Raw genomic sequence first — 15,229 nt, 5'->3', positions numbered from 1 at the left:
GCGAAGGCCGACAATTCGTGACAAAAGACCCGCAAGTAAAGCGCAAGCCGGAAAATTGCGCCTTCGTCATCTTTGGCGTGACCGGCGACCTCACTCATCGGCTGGTGATGCCGTCGCTCTACAATCTGGCGGCCGAGCATCTGTTGCCGGAAAAGTTCTGCGTCGTCGGCGTGGCCCGCAGGGGGCAGTCGGATGACGAACTGCGCAACAGCCTGTTGAAGGGACTGCGCCAGTTCGCGACCCGTCCCGTGGACGACGACATCGCAAAGAAGCTGCTGGAATGCGTGACCTTCGTCGAGGCCGATCCGAAGGACCCGCCGTCGTTCGATCGCCTGCGCGAGCACCTGGATTCGCTGGAATGCGCGCAGGACACCGGCGGCAACCGGCTGTTCTATCTGGCAACGCCGCCCACTGCGTTCGCACCGACGGCGCGCGAGCTCGGCCGCACCGGCATGATGAAGGAGAACGGCGCCTGGCGGCGGCTGGTGATCGAAAAGCCGTTCGGGACCGACCTCGCCTCGGCCAAGGCGCTGAACGCCGAGTTGCTGAAGATCATGGACGAGCACCAGATCTACCGGATCGATCATTATCTCGGCAAGGAGACCGTGCAGAACATCCTGGTGCTGCGCTTTGCCAACGGCATGTTCGAGCCGATCTGGAATCGCAACCACATCGATCACATCCAGATCACCGTGGAAGAGAAGCTCGGCGTCGGCCATCGCGGCGGCTTCTACGATGCCACCGGCGCGCTGCGCGACATGGTGCCGAACCATCTGTTCCAGCTGATGTCGCTGGTGGCGATGGAGCCGCCGGCGCGCTTCGACGCCCATTCCGTGCGCTCCGAGAAGGCCGAGGTGCTCACTTCGATCCAGCAGCCGAGCCGGGAGGATGCGCTGAAAAACTCGGTCCGCGCGCAATATCTCGCGGGCCGCGTCGGCGACGACGATATCCCGGACTACCACAAGACCCAGGACGTCAAGCCCGGCAGCAGCACCGAGACCTTTGTTGCGCTGAAACTGATGATCGACAATTGGCGCTGGGCCGGCGTGCCGTTCTATTTGCGCACCGGCAAGGCGCTGGGCCACAAGCGCACCGAAGTCGCGATCAAGTTCAAGCAGGCGCCGCTGTCGATGTTCTCAGGCACGACCGTCGATCGCCTGTCGCAGAACTTTCTCACCATCGGCATCGCGCCGACCGAGACCATCGAGCTGCAGTTCAACGCCAAGATCCCGGGGCCGAGCGTCACCATCGACGGCGTCGAGATGAAATTCCGCTACGGCGACTATTTCCGCGCCGATCCCTCGACCGGCTACGAGACGCTGATCTACGACTGCATGATCGGCGACAACATCCTGTTCCAGCGCGCCGACGGCATCGAGGCCGGATGGCAGGCAGTGCAGCCGTTCCTGGACGCCTGGAAAAGCGCGGGCACCAACGGCATCGAGACCTATGAAGCCGGCAGCGACGGCCCGGCCTGCGCCGACGAGCTGCTCCGGCGCGACGGACGAAGCTGGCGGAAATTTTCGTGATGGCGGCGGCCGGACTGCCGGAGCTGATCGTCGCGGCCGACGCCGGGGCGCTGGCGCAAGCCGCGGCCGAACGGGTGATGGCGCGGATCACGGCCAACCCCTCGCGCATCGCGATCTGCCTCACCGGCGGCTCCAGCCCGAAAAAGCTCTATCAATTGCTCGGCAGCGACCCCTGCCGCGGCAAGATCCCGTGGGACCGCGTACACTGGTTCATCGGGGACGAACGTTTCGTGCCTGAGAGCGATCCGCTCAACAACATGGCGGTCGCGCGCGCGGCCTTTCTCGACCGCAATGCGCCCTCTGGCCATATCCACCCGATCCCGACCACGGCTGACAATCCGGACCGAAGCGCTGAGGCCTATGCGCGCGAGCTGCAGGCCTTCTACGGTTCTGAAAGTCTCGATCCGGCGCGGCCGTTGTTCGACCTGGTCCTGATGGGCGCCGGCCCTGACGGCCACACCGCCTCGCTCTTCCCGGGCTTCCCCGAAATCGAGGAGACCGAACGCTGGGTCGTCGGGGTGCCCAAAGCCAATGTCGCGCCGTTCGTGCCGCGGGTCTCGCTCACTTTGCCCGCTTTGGCGTCCTGCCACGAAATGCTGTTCGAGATTGCCGGGCATGACAAGCAGCCGATCTTGACGCGCCTCGTCAATGGCGAGACTCTGCCGGCCTTACGCGCGCGCTCGAATGGTGAGACCGTCTGGCTGGTCGACAGGGCCGCGCTTCCGGAGGGAATTCGTGGCGGGCGTTGAAGCACCTTGTGCATTGATCGTGATGGGCGTGTCGGGTTCGGGCAAGAGCACGGTTGCGGAAGCACTCGGCGAGCGGCTCGGCTGGCGCTTCGAAGACGGCGACAGCTTTCATCCCGCCAGCAATGTCGAGAAGATGCGGGCCGGCCATCCCCTCACCGACGAGGACCGCTGGCCCTGGCTCAACGCCATCGCCGACGAAATCGCACAGGTTTGCGACAAGGGCGGGCATATCATCATCGCCTGCTCGGCGCTGAAGCACACCTATCGTGACGTGCTGCTGCGTGGACGCGACGACGTCCGCTTCGTGTTCCTGAAGGGAACCAAGGAGCTGATCGCCGAACGGCTGGCGCAGCGCAAGGGGCATTTCATGCCGCCTGGGCTACTGACGAGCCAGTTCGACACGCTGGAGCCGCCGGAGGCGGGCGAGCACGTCATCACCGTCTCAATCGACGAAACCGTCGAAGCGATCGTGGACGGCGTGGTGCGGCAGCTGAAACTGGGTACTGCGAAACGCTGAGGCAAAACCGTTAGGTCCTGTCATGACGCAAATCTCACTCGTAGTGTCCGACGTCGACGGCACGCTGCTGACCAAGGACAAGACTCTGACGGAACGCGCGAGGAGTGCGGTGCAGCGGCTGCACAAGGCCGGCATCGGCTTCACCATCACCTCCAGCCGTCCCGCCATCGGCATGCGCTTCCTGATCGAGCCGCTGGCACTCTGGCTGCCGGTCGGCCCGTTCAACGGCTCCTCGATCGTCGATCCGGAGATGCGGCCGGTCGAGCAGCACCTAATCCCGGCCAGCGCGGCCGAGCGGTCCTTGCAGATCCTCCGCAAGTTCGGCGCCGACATCTGGCTGTTCACCACCGACAAGTGGCTGATCGACAACCCCAGCGGTAAATACGTCGCGCACGAGCAGCATACGATCCGCTCCGATCCCACCATCGTGACGGACTTTTCGCCTTACCTTTCGAGCGCCTGCAAGATCGTCGGCGCCAGCGCCGACGCCGCCAGGCTCGAGGCTTGCGAGAAGGCGATGCAGGAGGCGCTAGGCAACGAGGCAACGGCAGTGCGCTCGCAGACCTATTATCTCGACATCACCCCGCCCGGCTTCAACAAGGGCACCTTCGTCGAGGCGATGGCCAGGCGCCTGGGCATTGCGACCGGCGCCGTCGCCACCATCGGCGACATGCAGAACGACCTTGCGATGTTCGCCGTCAGCGGCATCTCGATCGCCATGGGCAACGCCACCGACAACGTCAAGGACCAGGCGACGCACGTCACCGCGACCAATGAGCAGGATGGTTTTGCCGAAGCGATGGAGATGATCTTGAAGAGGAATGGGGTGGGCTGAGGCCGAGTTTGCTGTGACTTGATGGATCGAGCCGCGAGCTCTCTTACCTCTCCCGCTTGCGGGAGAGGTCGCCGCGTAGCGGCGGGTGAGGGCTCTCTCCTCTCGGGGGCTCTCGCCCAGCGGAGGCACCCCCACCCCAGCCCTCCCCCGCAAGCGGGAGAGGGAGCGCACCTCCCTCGCGGACGCAACTCTCCCTTACTTCGACCGCTGCACCGCCGGCTTCTCGCTCTCCTGTCTTGCCGCCGACAGATTATGCGCGGTGTTGATCAGCGCGATGTGCGTCAGCGCCTGCGGGAAATTCCCGGTCTGGCGCCGGGCGACTGAATCGTATTCCTCCGCCAGCAAGCCGACATCGTTCGCGATGCCCACGACGCGATCGAGCAAGATCTGCGCCTTGTCGAGATCGCCGGCGAGCACGTGGGCATCGGCGAGCCACAGGCTGCAGGCCAGAAACGCGCCTTCGAGCGGCGGCTGCCCCGCAGGCAGCTCGCGCGGATCGTGCCGCAGCACGAAGCCGTCGCGCATCAGGCATGTCTCGACCGCGGCGATGGTGCCACGGATGCGCGGGTCCGACGGCGGCAGGAAGCCCACGGCCGGCAGGAGCAGCACGCTGGCGTCGAGCAGCTTCGAGCCGTAGGATTCGACGAAGGCATTTTCCTCCACGTCGAACCCCCGGTTGCAGACGTCGCGATGAATGGCCTCGCGCAAGGTACGCCAGTGCAGCAGCGGCGCCTTGAAGCCGAAGGTCTCGGCGCTCTTGATGCCGCGGTCGAAGGCGACCCAGGTCATCACCTTGGAGAAGACGTAGTGCCTGGGCTGGCCGCGCCGCTCCCAGATGCCGTGATCGGGCCGGTCCCAGACTTCGGCCAGATGATTGAGCACGGCACATTCCAGCGCCCATGTCGTTTCATCATCGAGCTTGAGCTTGGCCATGCGCGACTGGTGGAAGGCGTCGATCAGCTCGCCGTAGACGTCGAGCTGGAGCTGCGCATGCGCGGCGTTGCCGACGCGCACCGGCCTCGCGCCCTCATAGCCGTCGAGCCAGCCCGCCTCCCATTCCAAGAGCCGCCGCTGGCCCCAGATGCCGTACATGATCTGCATGTTCGCCGGCGAGCCAGCCGCCGCGCGCAGCAGCCAATTGTGCCAGGCCAGGGCTTCCTCGGTATAGCCCGAGTTCATCAGCGCCAGCAGCGTGAAGGTGGCGTCGCGCAGCCAGCAGAAACGATAATCCCAGTTCCTGCTGCCCCCGAGCTTTTCCGGCAGCGAGGTGGTGGGTGCCGCGACGATGCCGCCGGTCGGAGCGAAGGTCAGCGCCTTCAGCGTGATCAGCGAGCGCATGACGAGGTCTTGATAGTCTCCGTCGCGGGTGCAATGGCCGCACCAATCCTGCCAAAACTTTTCGGTATCCTGAAGCGCGATCTCCGGATCGATCGGCGCGGGCGGCTCCAGATGCGAGGGGCCGTAGGTCAGCACGAAGGGTACCGTCTCGCCGGCCTTCACCTCGAAATCGGACACCGTGGTCAGATCCTCGCCGCGGGTCTCGACCGGCGTGCGCAGCACCGTCATGTCCTGGCCGGCGATTGCCATCAGCGAATGGTCGATCCGCCGCACCCAGGGGATATCGGTACCGAAGCCGAAGCGGATGACGAGCTCCATCCGCATCTTCACCGCGCCGCTGACGCCGCGGACCAGCCGCACGATGTCGGACGCCTTGCCGCGCGGCGGCATGAAATCGATCAGCGCGACGGTGCCGCTCTTCGTCTCGAAACGCGTTTCGAGGATGAGAGTGTTGCCGAGATAGCGGCGCGAAATCTTCGTGACGTCCTCGCCCGGTGCGATCAGCCAGCGGCCATTCTTGTGGGTGCCGAGGATGGCGGCAAAGCAGGCATCGGAATCGAAGGCGGGCCAGCACAGCCAGTCGATCGAGCCGTTGCGCCCGACCAGCGCCGCGGTCTCGCAATCACCGATCAGCGCATAGTCCTCGATCCTCTGAGACAATGTCGTGCGAGCCTTGAAAGAGCCCTTGTAACCCTCGCGCGTCAACTCCCGCCATTCAGCGAACGTTCCCGCGTCGCGGCTCGCAAGGCCGTGAGGTCGACCTTCGCGGCGATCTTGTCGAGCGCGACCGGCAAGCGCTGACGCCAGTTCGGATGTTCGTCGATCGTGCCGGGAATGTTGGGCTGGTCGATCACGCCGAGCAGATCCTCCATTGAGACCGCGAGCAGCCGCGACGGCGTGCGCGACAGGAAGGCCAGCACGGAATAGAGGTCGTTGGCACGAATGCCGTTCTGGCGCAGGATCTCGTCGAGCCTGCCGAGCGCATCCCAGCGCGCCTGGTCGTTCTCGCCGGGATCGAGCCCGAGCGAGCGCTTCATCTTGAGGTCGCTGAAGGAGCGCCAGCCGGCATAGGTCGACAAATCATGCGTGTTCAGCGTGACCAGCGCGTTGGGACGGTAATGGTCGACGTTGCGGAAATGGCCGGCATCGTCGCGCTCGAACATCATGACGAGATAGGACCAGATACCGAAATCCTGCATCATCTCGCGAAAACCTTCCGGCACGGTGCCGAGATCCTCGCCGATCACGATGCATTTGTGGGCCGCACTCTCGCGCGCCACCGCGCCAAGCAGCGCCTCGAACGGCATCTGCACATAGGCACCGTTGTCCGGCTTGAAGCCGCGCGGCACCAGATAAAGCCGCTTCAGCCCGAGCACGTGATCGAGCCTGATCGCGCCGGCATGGCGCATTGAAGCGGCGAGCATGTCGGCGAACGGCACGAAGGATTGCGCTTCCAGGCCGCCGGCGTTGAAGCCGGCAAGGCCCCAGTCCTGGCCGATGGTGTTGAGCACGTCGGGCGGCGCGCCGACGGCGAGATGACGGGAGATCGCCATCTGCTCGTTCCAGGCATCGAAGCCGTTGGACTGCACGCCGACGGCGACATCGAGATAGAGCCCGACGCGCATGCCGAGCTGGCTGGCAAGCTCCTTGGCAGCATGCAGCTGGCTATCTGCGGTCCATTGCACGAATTCGACGAACTCGACCTCGCGCTTGTCAGGCCCATTGCGCAAGCTGGCGCATTTTGCCTCATCCGGTTGCTGCCATTCAACCGGCCATTCCCACCATGGCGCGGTGAAACGATGGCGCAGCACCTCGAAGCAGGCGAAGCGGGACAATAGGGGCGCGCGGGCGGCGCGGAAGGCGTCGAACGCCTTGCGGCGCGCCGCGCTTGCCGTCGTCACGAAGCTGTCAAAGGCGGCGCGCAGCCCCAGCCATTTCAAAGCCGCCATATCGGCATAGGGGACGCGGTTGCCTTGGCGCAGACGCGCCGCGGTCGCGGCTGCGTCGGGGACGAGGTCTGGGGAGAATTCGGGAATGGCCTCGACGTCGATATAGAGCGGATTGAGGAACAGCCGGCTGTTCGGCGAATAAGGGCTGCAATCGGCCGGGTGGTCGTCGAACAGGACATGCAGCGGATTGAGCCCGACGCCGTCGGCCCCGAGCTGCTTTGCGAGCCGGACCAGATCGGCGAGATCGGTGAAATCGCCAATGCCCCAATTGCGGTCCGAACGGACGCTGTAGAGCTGCACGGCAAGCAGCCAGCCGCGGTCGAAATCGCCGCCGAAGGCGCGCTCGGGCGCCACGATCATCGGCACCTCTTCCGTCACACCTTCCGCATCAGTCAGTGTCAACCGGTGATAGCCGAGCGGCAGGCGGGCAGGCCAGGCGATCACGGGCTCGCGGGCCTCGCCCTCGGCGATCACCTCCGCCTTTGCGGTCAATTTCCACTTCAGTGGCGGCGCGCCGATCGTCGCCAATTCGGTGCGCGGATGCCCTAAGGCCCGGACCACGACCGGCCCGCTGACGAACCGGTAAACCCGCTTCTCCGGCAGGGCATCGAGGATGGATTTGAGGGCCACGGGATCGGTGACCCGCAGCTTTCCGAGGGCGTCGATGAATTCGGATTGAACGGCCTTGATGCGGGCTTGAGCTAAAAGATCCATTCGGCACGCAGCTTGCAGGCCACCCTTTTGCCGGGGGCATCAATTTTAACGAGACGGTGGAAGACGTTAGTCAGCCCTAACTCGCAGACCGCGCTACCCGTTCCCGAGGGAACTAATGACACACAACCGGCTTTCTATATAGGTATCAAGCGTAGGTTCCCGACAAGGGAAACGGGCTCCTGCTTTCTTGTCAATGGCATCACCGTGAACAAGACAATTCAAACTGTCGAAAGTGCCGCAGCCGGCAGCGCTTTCCTGATCGAGGACGTCTATCCCGCAATCGATGCCGGCCGCTTCGCCGTGAAGCGGATCGCGGGTGAGCGCATGGAGGTGTGGGCCGATGTCTACCGCGATGGCGATGCCGTGGTCGGGGCCGCGCTGATCTGGCGCCGCGAGCAGGACCGCGACTGGAAGCACGAGCCGATGGACCATCGGGGCAATGACCGCTGGTCCGGCGGATTCACACCCGTTGAGCCCGGCCAATATGTCTATGCGATCGAGGCCTGGACCGACGAGTTCGCCACCTGGTCGCACGGGGTCGCGCGCAAGCAGCGAATGGGTGTTGATGTCAGCCTCGATGCGATCGAGGGGGCCGGGCTCCTGACCAAGGCGCATGGCGCGCGACGGGACGCGGCGGCCGTCATCGTCAGACAGTGCGAGGATTATCTTCAGACCGGCGATGTCGCCTCGCTGCTTGCCGCCGAGCTCGGCAATGCCATGGCGGAAAGCCAGTCCCGGCCGGACCTGACCCGCTCGCAGCCCTTCCCGCTGACCGTCGACCGCGACAAGGCGCGCTTCGGCGCCTGGTATCAGATGATGCCGCGCAGCCAGAGCCAGGTCACCGGCCAGCACGGCACGCTGCGAGACTGCATCGCCCGCGTGCCTGATATCGCCGCGATGGGTTTTGACGTGCTCTATTTCACGCCGATCCACCCGATCGGCCGTCGCCGCCGCAAGGGCCGCAACAATGCGCCGGTGGCAACCGAAGGCGAGCCCGGCTCGCCCTACGCGATCGGAGCCGCCGAGGGCGGCCACGATGCGCTGCATCCCGAGCTCGGCACCATCGAGGATTTCCGCGCACTGGTCGCGACCTGCCTGGAATATGGTCTCGAGCTCGCGCTTGATTTCGCCGTGCAATGCTCGCCCGACCATCCCTGGCTGACGCAGCATCCGGAATGGTTCAAATGGCGGCCGGACCGCTCGGTGCGGACGGCCGATGGACCCTATTCGGACATCGTGATCCCCGATTTCAATTCCGTCGACCGGGCCGGGCTATGGAATGGGTTTCGCGACGCCATGCTGTTCTGGATCGACCAAGGCGTCACCATCTTCGCCATCGACAACCACGACACCGCGCCGCTTGCGTTCTGGGACTGGCTGGTCCGCGACATCCGCCGCCGGCATCCCGAGGTGATCCTGTTCTCCAAGACGTTTGCCCGGCCGAAGCTGATGAAGGGCCTCGCCAAGCTCGGCTTTGCGCAGTCCTTCACCTATTTCCCCTGGCGCACGACAAGGTGGGAGCTGGAGCAATATCTCGGCGAGCTGACTCGCTATCCCGAGCGCGACTTCTATCGCCCGAACCTGTTCGTCAACACGCCCGACCTGCTGCCCTATCATCTCCAGAGCGGCGAAGCCTGGGTGTTCAAGTCGCGCGTTGCGCTGGCGGCAACATTGTCGGGCAGTTACGGCGTCTACAGCGGGTTCGAGCTGCTCGAACACGAGGCGATGCCCGGCCGCGAGGAATATCTGGATTCCGAGAAATACCAGATCCGGCAACGCGACTGGGATCGGCCCGGCAACATCAAGTCCTACATTGCGGGTCTAAACCGAATCCGCAATGATAATGCCGCGCTCCAGCAAACGGCGAACTTGCGGTTTCTCGGCGTTGAAGACGGCGAGACGATCGCCTTCGTCAAGGAAGCGGCCGAGCCTGCCAATACCGTCCTCAGCGTGATCGCGCTTTCGGGCCATTTGCGCGAGTGCTGGCTGCCGCTCGGCGACGTCACCGTTGACGCCGGCGGTCAGCGGCACCATGTGACGACACTCGAAAACCTTCTCACCGGCGAACAGTCCCGCATCGAATGGGGCGGGATCAGGTTGCGTATCGATCCCGACCGCGATCCGGCGCTCTTGTTCCGCTGCTTGGCGTAAGGGGTCACGCCATGAATGTTCTGTCTTCCGTCGACACCAAGAAGCTTGAGGCTGCCGAGATCGTGGATGAGCTCTGGTACAAGGACGCCATTATCTATCAGCTCCACGTCAAGGCCTTCGCCGACAGCAACAATGACGGCATCGGCGATTTCGCCGGTCTGACCGAGAAGTTGCCCTATCTGCAGGAGCTCGGCGTCACCGCGCTGTGGCTTTTGCCGTTCTATCCCTCGCCGGGGCGCGACGACGGCTACGACATCGCCGACTACGGCTCGGTCAATCCCGATTTCGGGACCATGAAGGACTTCAAGCGCTTCATCCAGGAAGCGCAGAAGCGCGGCCTGCGCGTCATCACCGAGCTGGTCGTCAACCACACCTCGGACCAGCACAAATGGTTCAAGCGCGCGCGCCGCAGCCATCCCGGCTCCAGCGCCCGCAACTGGTATGTCTGGAGCGACACCGACCAGAAATACCAGGGCACGCGGATCATCTTCACCGACACCGAGAAGTCGAACTGGACCTGGGATCACGAGGCCGGTGCGTTCTACTGGCACCGCTTCTTCTCGCACCAGCCGGATCTCAATTTCGACAATCCGCGCGTGGTCAGCGCGCTGATCCAGGTGATGAAGCGCTGGCTGGACGCCGGCGTCGACGGCTTCCGGCTCGATGCCATTCCCTATCTGTGCGAGCGCGAGGGCACCTCGAACGAGAACCTTCCCGAGACGCATGCGATCATCAAGCGCCTGCGCCACGAGCTGGATTCCTACTCCAAGGGCAAGCTGCTGCTGGCCGAGGCCAATCAATGGCCGGAGGACGTGCAGGAATATTTCGGCCGTGGCGACGAGTGCCACATGGCCTACCACTTCCCGCTGATGCCGCGCATCTACATGGCGATCGCGCAGGAGGATCGCTTCCCGATCACCGACATTCTGCGCCAGACGCCGGACATTCCGGCAAGCTGCCAATGGGCGCTGTTCCTGCGCAACCATGACGAACTCACGCTGGAGATGGTCACCGACGTCGAGCGCGACTATCTCTGGACCACCTACGCCAACGATCCGCGCGCCCGCATCAATGTCGGCATCCGCAGGCGCCTTGCGCCGCTGATGGACAACGACCGGCGCAAGATCGAGCTGATGAACTCGCTGCTGCTGTCCTTCCCGGGCACGCCGATCATCTATTACGGCGACGAGATCGGGATGGGCGACAACATCTATCTCGGCGACCGCAACGGCGTGCGCACGCCGATGCAGTGGAGCCCGGACCGCAACGGCGGCTTCTCGCGCTGTGACCCCGCCCGCCTCTACGCGCCGCTGATCATGGACCCCGTCTACGGCTACGAATCTGTGAACGTCGAAGCCCAGTCGCGCAGCCTGTCGTCGCTGCTCAGCGCCACCAAGCGGCTGATCTCGGTGCGCAAGTCGACGCTCGCTTTCGGCCGCGGCACCATGACCTTCATCCGCCCGGCCAACCGCGCCGTGCTGGCCTATGTCCGCCAATATCGCGACGAGGTGATCCTCTGCGTCGCCAATTTGTCGCGCGCAGCGCAAGCGACCGAGCTCGACCTGTCGCCCTGGAAGGATCGCATCCCGCAGGAGATGCTCGGCCGCACCCGCTTTCCTGCGATCGGCGAACTGCCCTACATGATCACGCTGGGGCCTTACGGCTTCTACTGGTTCCAGCTTCAGGAACGCGACAAGTCCGAGCCGGTGACGCCGCGCGCGGTGCCGGAGTTCGAGACGCTGGTGGTGCCGGTGAACTCGAACTGGGTGTCGCTCGCCCGCGAGCGCGGCGTGTTCGAGCGCGACGTGCTACCGGGATTCTTGTCGCGGACGCGGTGGTATCCCGAGCACAATCCCAAGCAGATCAAGACTACGCTGACCTCGGCGGTGCCGTTCTGCGACATCGGCGACAACAGGCCCTGGATCGCTTTTTTCCAGAAGGCCGACCAGGACGCCGCGTCGCGCTACGTGCTGCCGATGCAGATCGAGTGGGTGCGCTTCGACCGTGAGCGCTTCAACCCGAAGGCGCTCGCCGCCGTGCGCCAGGGCGCGCGCGAAGGCACGCTGCTCGACGTGGCGACCGATCAGATCTTCATCGGCCTGTTCCTGCGCAACTTGTCGCAGAATTTGGTGGTGGAAGAAAACAATCTGCGGCTGGAGTTCAAGGCGACCAGCCGCTTCGCCGATTACACCATCAAGGAGCCCGAACGCATCCGCGCGATCGAGCAATCGAACAGCACCGCGCTGGTCGACAACCAGTACGTCGCCAAGCTCTATCGCCAGCTCGAAGGCGGCATCAACCCCGAGATCGAGATCGGCCATTACCTCACCGAGGTCGCGCGCTTTGCCAATACGCCGGCGCTGCTCGGCAGCGTCGAGCTGGTCGAAGGCGATCAGCGCAGCACGCTCGGCGTGCTCCATGCTTATGTCGAGAACCAGGGTGACGGCTGGACCGTGACCACGGGCTATCTCGATCGCTATATCGACGAGCAGCGCGTGCTATCGGCAGGCGAAGCGCCGCGCGAGACCCAGGAGCAAGCGCCTTATCTGCACTTCATCGCGCAGATCGGCCGGCGGCTCGGCGAGTTGCATGTCGCCTTGGCGGCGGCAGAGCCGCACGATCTTGCTCCAGAGCCGATCGGCTCTACGCACGCCAAACGATTTGTGTCCGACCTCAAGGCACGGGCCGAGCGGGTTTTCGAGCGGCTGGCCGACAGCCGCGACGGCCTGCGGGAGGCGGACCGACCGTTGATCGACCGGCTCGCCGCCGTGCGCACGTCCCTGCCCGACCACCTGAATGCGCTATTGCCTTCCGGGATCGGCGGGCTGAGCATCCGTCATCATGGCGACTTCCGCCTCGGGCAAACTCTGATCGTGAAGGACGATATCTTCATCATCGACTTCGACGGCGATCCGCGTCTGCCGCTGGCCGACAAGCGGCGCAAGGCGCCGGCCGCGCGCGACGTCGCCGGCCTGATCCGCTCGATCGATCTCTCGGTTAACGCGGCGCTGAGCCGTGCGCTCACGGGTGCTTCCGACGAGCAGGGCCGGATCACCGCCGCGCTCGACGAATGGCGCGAGCGAGCCGCCGCAACCTTCCTGTCCGCCTATCGCGAAGCCATGACCGATCGACGGCTGTGGCCGGAGGATCGGCAATCCGCGGAAGGCCTGTTAAGGTTTTTCCTGCTTGATCAAGCCTTCGATGAAGTAGAGTACGAGCTGTCCAACCGGCCTGAGGGGCTCCATGCGCCGCTGACCGGACTGCTTCGCATTCTGTCCAGTGCCGGGAGCGAAGCCCATGCCTAAACTGCCAGCCGAGGCCTATGCGATCATCGAGGGCCGCCACTCCGACCCCTTCCACTATCTCGGGCTGCACCCCGAAGGCGATAAAAGCGTGGTGCGCGCTTTTCTCCCCGAGGCCTCAAATGTCGAGGCAGTTGGCGAGCATGGCGAAGTCGCTCCGCTCGACCGCGTGCATGATTCCGGCCTGTTCATCGGCGCCCTGCCCAATGGCTCGAAGCACTATCAGCTGCGCGCAAAATTCGGCGGCAGCGTCGTCGAGTTCGAGGACGCCTACCGCTTTCCGCCGATCCTGACCGATTTCGACCTCTATTTGCTCGGCGAAGGCACCGATCAGCGCCTCTACGACAAGCTCGGGGCGCATCCGATGCGGCTCGAGGGCATCGACGGCATCGGCTTCGTGGTACTGGCCCCGAACGCACGCCGCGTTTCCGTGGTCGGCGATTTCAATTTCTGGGACGGACGGCGCCATCCGATGCGGGTGCGCGGCGCCGGGTATTGGGAATTGTTCATTCCGCATGCCAAAGCCGGCGATCACTACAAGTTCGAGATCATCGGGCCGCACGGCCATCTGCTTCCGCTGAAATCAGACCCGATGGCCTTTGCCAGCGAAGTCCGTCCGAAGACGGCCTCCATCGTGTTCGACGAAACGCATTTGCCACGGCCACGCCCGGCGCCCGACGGCATCAACGCGCTGTCGGCGCCGATGTCGATCTATGAGGTGCATCTCGGCTCGTGGCGTCGCAAGAACGGCGATGAATGGCTGACCTATCGCGAGCTGGCCGAACAGTTGCCGGCCTATGCCCGCGACATGGGCTTCACCCATCTCGAATTCCTGCCCGTGAGCGAGCATCCCTTCGATGGCTCCTGGGGCTATCAGCCGACCGGCCTCTATGCGCCGACCAGCCGCTTCGGCACGCCGGAGGATTTTGCCGCCCTCGTCGATGCCTGCCACCGCGAGGGTGTCGGCGTGCTGCTCGATTGGGTGCCCGGTCACTTCCCCGACGATCCGCACGGGCTCGGCAGTTTCGACGGCACCGCGCTCTACGAGCACGCCAACCCGCTCCAGGGCCGCCACCTCGACTGGGGCACCTTGATCTACAATTACGGCCGCACCGAAGTGACGAACTTCCTGGTGTCGAACGCACTGTTCTGGATGGAGCGCTATGCGATCGACGGCTTACGCGTCGATGCCGTCGCGTCCATGCTCTATCTCGACTACAGCCGGCCGCCCGGCGCCTGGATCCCGAACCAGTATGGCGGCCGCGAAAACATCGAGGCGATCAACTTCCTGCGCCGCTTCAACACCGAGGTCTTCGCGCGCTTCCCGCAGGCGACCACGGCGGCCGAGGAGTCCACCGCATGGCCGCAGGTCTCGCGCCCCGTCGAGTTCGGCGGGCTCGGCTTCGGCTACAAGTGGAACATGGGCTGGATGCACGACACGCTGAACTACATCAGCAAGGACCCTGTTCACCGCAAGCACCATCACGGCGAGATCCTGTTCGGCCTGCACTACGCGTTCTCGGAAAACTTCATCCTGCCGCTGTCCCACGACGAGGTCGTGCACGGCAAGCGCTCGATCCTCGGCCGCATGCCCGGCGACGAGTGGCAGCGCTTTGCGAATTTGCGCGCCTATTACAGTTTCATGTTCGGCCATCCCGGCAAGAAGCTGTTGTTCATGGGCGCGGAAATCGCCCAAAGCCGCGAATGGAATCACGACCAGTCGCTCGACTGGCACCTGCTCGAATACAAGTATCATTCCGGCATTCAGTCACTGATCCGGGACCTCAACCGGCTCTATCGCGCGGTGCCGGCGCTGCACCAGATGGACTGCGACCAGGCCGGCTTCGAATGGCTGATCACGGATGACGCCAACCGCAACGTGTTCGCCTGGCTGCGCAAGGGATTTGACGAGCAGGCGCGGTGTCTCGTCATCATCAACTTCTCACCCAATGTCTATCGCAACTATCGCGTTCGTGTGCCCTTTGCCGGCAAGTGGAAGGAAGTGTTCAATTCGGACTCCGCCCATTACGGCGGCAGCAATGTCGGGAACATCGGCGAGGTTCATGCCGTTGAAGGCAAGGCGCCCGAGCTCCGCCTCACCATTCCGCCGCTCGCCGCGATCTTTCTCGTTCCGGAAAGCTGACA

Annotated in this window: 9 protein-coding genes; 7 read left to right on the top strand and 2 right to left on the bottom strand. The window is 64.3% G+C overall.

Annotation, left to right across the window (positions count from 1 at the left end; all coding sequences use genetic code 11):
* Positions 1–17: 17 nt before the first annotated feature.
* Genes zwf through GGD62_RS21500 form a run of 4 tightly spaced genes read left to right on the top strand, consistent with a single transcriptional unit; the run spans position 18 to position 3,630 of the window.
* Positions 18–1,529, top strand: coding sequence for a glucose-6-phosphate dehydrogenase (gene zwf / locus GGD62_RS21515; RefSeq protein ID WP_018318526.1), 1,512 nt, complete (start codon positions 18–20; stop codon positions 1,527–1,529).
* Positions 1,529–2,278: a 6-phosphogluconolactonase gene (gene pgl / locus GGD62_RS21510; RefSeq protein ID WP_026202034.1), complete on the top strand. Its 750-nt coding sequence runs from the start codon at positions 1,529–1,531 to the stop codon at positions 2,276–2,278. Before zwf ends, pgl begins: the two co-directional genes overlap by 1 nt.
* Positions 2,265–2,795 carry a gluconokinase gene (locus tag GGD62_RS21505; RefSeq protein ID WP_026202033.1) on the top strand — a complete coding sequence of 177 codons (531 nt, stop codon included), beginning with the start codon at positions 2,265–2,267 and terminating at the stop codon, positions 2,793–2,795. Before pgl ends, GGD62_RS21505 begins: the two co-directional genes overlap by 14 nt.
* A 22-nt stretch (positions 2,796–2,817) precedes the next feature.
* Positions 2,818–3,630 (top strand): HAD family hydrolase, encoded by an 813-nt coding sequence (locus GGD62_RS21500; protein WP_183710076.1) that lies wholly within the window; start codon positions 2,818–2,820, stop codon positions 3,628–3,630.
* A 195-nt stretch (positions 3,631–3,825) separates the two neighbouring features.
* On the opposite strand, the gene GGD62_RS21495 is transcribed toward GGD62_RS21500, so the two are convergent.
* Both GGD62_RS21495 and malQ read right to left on the bottom strand, forming a co-directional pair.
* Positions 3,826–5,628: a glycoside hydrolase family 15 protein gene (locus tag GGD62_RS21495; RefSeq protein ID WP_183710074.1), complete on the bottom strand. Its 1,803-nt coding sequence runs from the start codon at positions 5,626–5,628 to the stop codon at positions 3,826–3,828.
* Between the two features lie 41 nt (positions 5,629–5,669).
* On the bottom strand, positions 5,670–7,631 hold the full coding sequence (gene malQ / locus GGD62_RS21490; RefSeq protein WP_183710072.1) for a 4-alpha-glucanotransferase: 1,962 nt from the start codon (positions 7,629–7,631) through the stop codon (positions 5,670–5,672).
* 204 nt (positions 7,632–7,835) lie between these two features.
* Here malQ and GGD62_RS21485 point away from each other — a divergent pair, with 204 nt between their 5' ends.
* Genes GGD62_RS21485 through glgB form a run of 3 tightly spaced genes read left to right on the top strand, consistent with a single transcriptional unit; the run spans position 7,836 to position 15,227 of the window.
* Positions 7,836–9,782, top strand: coding sequence for a maltotransferase domain-containing protein (locus GGD62_RS21485; protein WP_183710070.1), 1,947 nt, complete (start codon positions 7,836–7,838; stop codon positions 9,780–9,782).
* 11 nt (positions 9,783–9,793) lie between these two features.
* The gene (gene treS, locus GGD62_RS21480) at positions 9,794–13,087 is read left to right on the top strand and encodes a maltose alpha-D-glucosyltransferase (protein ID WP_183710068.1); all 3,294 of its coding nucleotides are present in this window, start codon (positions 9,794–9,796) and stop codon (positions 13,085–13,087) included.
* Positions 13,080–15,227, top strand: a complete 2,148-nt coding sequence (gene glgB, locus GGD62_RS21475) for a 1,4-alpha-glucan branching protein GlgB (RefSeq protein ID WP_183710066.1) — start codon at positions 13,080–13,082, stop codon at positions 15,225–15,227. Before treS ends, glgB begins: the two co-directional genes overlap by 8 nt.
* The last annotated feature ends 2 nt before the right edge of the window (positions 15,228–15,229 follow it).

The organism is Bradyrhizobium sp. ERR14 (assembly GCF_014198235.1).
In the GTDB taxonomy this organism is placed as follows: Bacteria; Pseudomonadota; Alphaproteobacteria; order Rhizobiales; family Xanthobacteraceae; genus Bradyrhizobium.
This window is presented reverse-complemented; position numbering and strand designations above follow the sequence as displayed.

Coding starts and splice junctions, on each gene's coding strand:
- pgl (WP_026202034.1), top strand. CDS start 1,529: ATGGCGGCGGCCGGACTGCCGGAGCTGATCGTCGCGGCCGACGCCGGG.
- GGD62_RS21500 (WP_183710076.1), top strand. CDS start 2,818: ATGACGCAAATCTCACTCGTAGTGTCCGACGTCGACGGCACGCTGCTG.
- malQ (WP_183710072.1), bottom strand. CDS start 7,631: ATGGATCTTTTAGCTCAAGCCCGCATCAAGGCCGTTCAATCCGAATTC.
- treS (WP_183710068.1), top strand. CDS start 9,794: ATGAATGTTCTGTCTTCCGTCGACACCAAGAAGCTTGAGGCTGCCGAG.
- glgB (WP_183710066.1), top strand. CDS start 13,080: ATGCCTAAACTGCCAGCCGAGGCCTATGCGATCATCGAGGGCCGCCAC.